Raw genomic sequence first — 4,552 nt, 5'->3', positions numbered from 1 at the left:
CCGCTGCAATGGTGAAAGAGCTGCGCGACAGCACAGGCGCAGGCATGATGGACGCTAAGAAAGCGCTGACTGAAAACGATGGCGACATGGACGCCGCAGTTGATTGGCTGCGCACCAAGGGCTTGGCAAAAGCTGCAAAGAAATCCGGCCGCACGGCTGCTGAGGGCCTCGTCGCAGTCGCCGTGTCCGGTGGCAAGGGCGTGGCTGTCGAAGTCAACTCCGAGACGGACTTCGTGGCTAAAAACGCTGACTTCCAGAAGATGGTTGCGGGCATCGCAGACGTGGCTTTGGGCGCATCCGACATCGACGGTTTGAAAGCCGCCGATATGGGTGGCAAACCTGTTGAGCAGGTTGTCACCGACGCTGTTGCGGTGATCGGTGAGAACATGTCAGTGCGTCGCATGGCAGCACTCGAAGGGGCGACCGTTGTGAACTATGTCCACAATGCAGCCGCCCCCGGCATGGGCAACATCGGCGTTCTGGTTGCAATGACCGGCGACAATGAGGCCTTCGGTCGTCAGGTTGCGATGCATATTGCAGCCGCAAACCCGGCGTCGTTGTCAGAGGCTGACCTTGATCCGGCCGTTGTTGAAAAAGAGAAGCAGGTTCAGATGGATATCGCCCGCGAAAGCGGCAAGCCAGAAGCTGTGATCGAGAAAATGATCGTTGGTCGTATGAAGAAATATATGGCCGAAGTCACGCTGCTGAACCAGCAATTCGTTGTGAACCCGGACCTGACAGTGGCGCAAGCCGCGACAGAAGCTGGCGTTGAGATCACCGGCTACACACGTCTGGCGGTAGGTGAAGGCATCGAGAAAGTTGAAGAAGACTTCGCCGCCGAAGTGGCTAAGCTGAACGGATAAACTCCGAACAGATTTAAGTTAGCGGCCCGCTGGTGAAGAACCGGCGGGCTGTTTTCGTCTTGGCAACGAAAAGGCGACCTGCCCACTACATGCAGGCCGCCCGCTTTTCAGGGAAGAAAAGCGCGGCATCGCCTTGGAAGAAAGGCGATGCCGCGACGATTTCAGGCGACCCATGTTTCGGGACGAGGACCACCATAAATCGCGTGACTGACGGATTGAGAACAATACTCGGCGCCAGCCCCGGTTTCCCGGTACCTGTAGCGCATCCCAGAAATCACAAGGACGCCACAGACAGTTCCAAAGGCAAAATGCCACCACTCACGGAACGGTTGCATGAATGCAATTAACGTGGCGTCAAGCAAGTAAGGAATACCGTACTTTGCGTCAGATGCGCTGGTTTTTTTCTGCGGCTGCACAATAAATAAGCAACTAGCGGCTGTCCGCACCAAACATCTGGTTGTAAAACGCCGCTTTCAGGATCGCTTGGGCGGTTGTTTCCGCGTCCAGAGTCTGCCGAGCGAGTCGCAGGTGTTTTTCAATCGTTGCTGGCGTCAGTCCAAGCAAGACCGCAATATCCTGGGTTGTTTTGCCATCGCCGACCCATTGCAGCACTTCGCGTTGGCGCGTCGTCAGTTTGCGTTCACCCGAGTATGGCAAGGACAGCAACTTGAGATGCAAGACATTGTTCATCACAATGATTGCGTCGCCATTTTCCGCCCACATGTTATCAACCTGGTCTTGTGTCAGGCCCGGCTTGGCGGTCAATGCAATTGCGCCCTTGCTGCGCTGTGACACCGACCGGAAGCTTACAGTATAGCCAGCAGTGACCTGCATGGATTTGTTAAACGCCATGACACGCATTTCAGCAGGAGTCAGATTGCCACGACTTGCAGTTTCGGTCAGCCATCGCCAGCTACACGCGCCATCATTTTCAAGCGCCCATTGGATCATCGGTGCGTTATGATAAAACCCATCATCAATGAAAGCCTTCATATATTCAGGTTTTTGTGTCGAGAGGATTACCCAATCCCGCGGGTCGCCCAAGCCGTTGGATGTCCGATAGCGAGTATATCCGTAGAGCAAACGATCAAATCCGCATTCCGCCATAAGTTGCTGGTGGATGCACCAGAGTTCCTCCACGGATGCCGCCTTTGTCAGCCGATCGACATTGCCAATGACGTTTTGCATTATTTGTTATTGAGATGTCCGGCCAGCGCTTCCATCGCAAGCGGATACCCCGCAGCACCAAATCCGCATATCTGCCCAACCACCACGCGTGAGATGTAGGATGTTCTTCGAAAATCCTCACGCGCGTGGACATTTGAGAGGTGAAGCTCAATCACAGGCAGTGCGATGCTGCTGATCGCATCCATCAAAGCAACAGAGGTATGCGTATATGCGCCCGCGTTCAAAATGATGCCGTGATGCGCGCTCTGCGCGGCATGAAGCATATCAACCATCTCGCCTTCATGGTTGCTCTGGGCGAACGTCACCGACACGCCCATTGCCTCTGCCGTCGTTTTGCACAATGCCTCAATATCGCCAAGGGTCGTGTGGCCGTAGACCTCAGGCTGGCGTGTGCCGAGCAGGTTCAGGTTTGGACCATTAAGAATGAGGAGTGAATGCGTCATGCGATTTGTCTAGCATCAATTAACTGTTTGGTTCAATTGGATATTCTTCGACGTCACTTTCACGATTGCAGATTGTTGCATACGATCAACGCTTGCACGCGGATAGAGAGCCTCTATCTTGGCCGCATAGCGATCTGGGACGGGCCCGACAGCTTACTGGGAAATGATCTGCGTGCGTGTCCTTGCCATTACGACAATTCGCAATGAAGCGCCGTTTATTCTTGAATGGTTGGCCTATCATCAACATATCGGCGTGACGGATTTTTTGATCTATTCCAATGACTGTGAAGACGGGTCTGATGACTTGTTGGATCGTCTGGCCGCGCGCGGAATTTTGCATCACGAGCGCAATCATTCGAAAGGCAAGAAATCCGTGCAATGGCGGGCTTTGAGAAAGGCCAATCGGCATGCCGCAAAAAGGGCGGCGGAATGGGTCTATGTGATTGATGTAGATGAATTTTTATGCATTCATGCAGGGGCGGGGAGGCTCATTGATCTGATCGGCACCCAACCCGATGCCGAAGGCTTTTTGATCCCTTGGCGCATGTTCGGCAACAATGATGTCACCCATTTCGCGGACGAGCCGATCCTTGCACAATTTACCAAGGCAGCGCCCGAACGGCTGCTATGGCCATGGCGCGCCGTGCAATTCAAATCGCTTTATCGCAACGACGATAAATTTGCCCGCCTTGGCGTGCATCGCCCGCAATTGCGGGAGGGCGCGGAATATGGTCTTTGGTGTGACGGCAATGCTGAGCCGTGTCGCGGCATCACTGGAACGGTGATTCCGACGACGCGCGCGCGTTACGCGTTAGCGCAGATCAATCACTATGCGCTTGGAGCCAGGGACAGCTTTCTGGTAAAAGTCGCGCGGGGCAAGCCAAATCATAGCAGTGATCCGATTGATCTGGCCTATTGGATAGAGCGAAACCTGAATGAGGTCTCGGATACGCGGATCCTGCAGCATCAAGACCAGGTTACGCAGAATATGGAAGTGCTGATGGCAGACGCGCAAACCGCCGCGTTGCATCATGCGGGTGTTGCCTGGCGCAAGCAGCGGATCAAAGACCTGCTCAGGGCGCCTGAACCTTTCTACCTCATGTCGCGCCTGATGCAGTTGGGTGCGTCACAGGTGCTACCGATGAAAGCACAATCCCAACAGATGAAAGACCTGCTGGCGCTTCTGGCTGCCCAACGCCGTGGTTAGTGCTCGGTCGTGTTTGGGCGCGGCACGGTGAAGGAGTAATCGGCGGGCAGGGCGCCCTGATCGAATTGATCCACCATCTCTTGGGGCACGCAGTCTGGGCCGGCCAGAAACACATGCGCGCCGAAGATCGGCAACATCTTTGAAAGGCTTTGAAAGCGCGCGCTGCCCAGCATGTCGTGAAATGCCCGTTGAGAGGTTTGCGCAAGCAATTGCGTGATCTTCGCCTTGTGCAGGTCCACAGACGTGGCATGGCGCTGCGCGATTTCAGGGTCGGCTAAAAACCGCGCGAGTTCGGCATCCACCGCCAGCTTCATCCGCTGGATTGATGTATCGGTGGTGGTGTTGTGGTTCATCCGGAACCAATATGCCGCGCCTTGGTCGCGATCGACATGGTTCACGCGGCCACGGTCCCGTTTCACCAAAAAGCTTTCCACGGACCGGACCGCGTAATGGTTCAATGTTACCAGATCATACCCGATCGTGCGCCCATTGGAGCGCCAAGCAGTGCGATATTCACTCTCTGGCAGGGCATCGCCTGAGCCATTCACCCAGCGCAAATTGTCAACCATCTGCCCGCGCAGGCCTTTTGGGCGATGCACGCCGAGTTTCTTGAAATACCCGTTGTTTTGGTAAAGTGTTTTGAAGCCCCATGCCTGATGCGGGCGCCCCGCATCCTTGCGGGCGCAGTGCGTAAACTGCGCGGTGACCGGCTGGTCAACGAACGTCCGCTTGCCACCGTTTCCGAACAATCGCCAGGTGCAGGAAATCATGTTTGCGTCACCCATTTGCGCAAAGAGGTGTCCGTCGTCAGGGTTTTTGGAACCAACGGCGGCCTAAACTAAGAGAGAGTT

Annotated in this window: 5 protein-coding genes; 2 read left to right on the top strand and 3 right to left on the bottom strand. The window is 55.1% G+C overall.

The features are described from left to right. Positions 1–863: translation elongation factor Ts (gene tsf, locus ACFDSS_RS13625; RefSeq protein ID WP_375256271.1), on the top strand; the 863-nt coding region annotated here is incomplete at its 5' end. Between the two features lie 429 nt (positions 864–1,292). Here the strand turns inward: tsf and ACFDSS_RS13620 are convergent. After that, positions 1,293–2,051 (bottom strand): autoinducer binding domain-containing protein, encoded by a 759-nt coding sequence (locus ACFDSS_RS13620; RefSeq protein ID WP_375256270.1) that lies wholly within the window; start codon positions 2,049–2,051, stop codon positions 1,293–1,295. Continuing rightward, positions 2,051–2,494 (bottom strand): type II 3-dehydroquinate dehydratase, encoded by a 444-nt coding sequence (gene aroQ / locus ACFDSS_RS13615; protein WP_375256269.1) that lies wholly within the window; start codon positions 2,492–2,494, stop codon positions 2,051–2,053. The genes ACFDSS_RS13620 and aroQ overlap by 1 nt, the downstream gene beginning before the upstream one ends. 172 nt (positions 2,495–2,666) lie before the next feature. Between aroQ and ACFDSS_RS13610 the strand changes: the two genes are divergently transcribed. Further along, positions 2,667–3,701 carry a glycosyltransferase family 2 protein gene (locus ACFDSS_RS13610; RefSeq protein ID WP_375256268.1) on the top strand — a complete coding sequence of 345 codons (1,035 nt, stop codon included), beginning with the start codon at positions 2,667–2,669 and terminating at the stop codon, positions 3,699–3,701. On the opposite strand, the gene ACFDSS_RS13605 is transcribed toward ACFDSS_RS13610, so the two are convergent. Next, a complete protein-coding gene (locus tag ACFDSS_RS13605; RefSeq protein ID WP_375256267.1) occupies positions 3,698–4,486 on the bottom strand; it encodes a hypothetical protein in 789 nt (262 codons plus the stop codon). The genes ACFDSS_RS13610 and ACFDSS_RS13605 overlap by 4 nt on opposite strands. Between the last annotated feature and the right edge of the window lie 66 nt (positions 4,487–4,552).

This window comes from Yoonia sp. (assembly GCF_042093035.1).
Lineage (GTDB): Bacteria > Pseudomonadota > Alphaproteobacteria > Rhodobacterales > Rhodobacteraceae > Yoonia.
This window is presented reverse-complemented; position numbering and strand designations above follow the sequence as displayed.